The organism is Pseudomonas sp. HY13-MNA-CIBAN-0226 (assembly GCF_040310305.1).
Classification (GTDB): domain Bacteria; phylum Pseudomonadota; class Gammaproteobacteria; order Pseudomonadales; family Pseudomonadaceae; genus Aquipseudomonas; species Aquipseudomonas gregormendelii.
In genome coordinates this window covers 1-253 of record NZ_JBEOPS010000432.1, presented here as the reverse complement: position 1 = coordinate 253, position 253 = coordinate 1, and the positions used below count along the sequence as shown (strand labels likewise).

Genomic DNA, 253 nt, shown 5'->3' with positions numbered 1-253 from the left:
GCATTTGCACCACGCGCAAATCCGCGCCGTGGTTGAGCAAGTGGGTGGCGAACGCATGGCGCAGGGTGTGGGGCGACAGCGCCTTGCCGATCCCGGCCACTTTGGCCTGGTGCTTGATGCGGTGCCAGAAGGTCTGGCGGGTCATCTGCTCGCCGCGCTGACTGGGAAACAGCACGTCGCTGGGGCGCCCACCGAGCAGTTCGTGGCGCGCATCGCGCATGTAGCGCTCGACCCACACAATCGCCTCCTCGCC

1 protein-coding gene is annotated in these 253 nt (G+C 67.2%); it reads right to left on the bottom strand.

The features are described from left to right. The coding region (locus AAEZ05_RS29395; protein WP_350650149.1) for a tyrosine-type recombinase/integrase at positions 1-253 on the bottom strand (253 nt) is incomplete at both ends.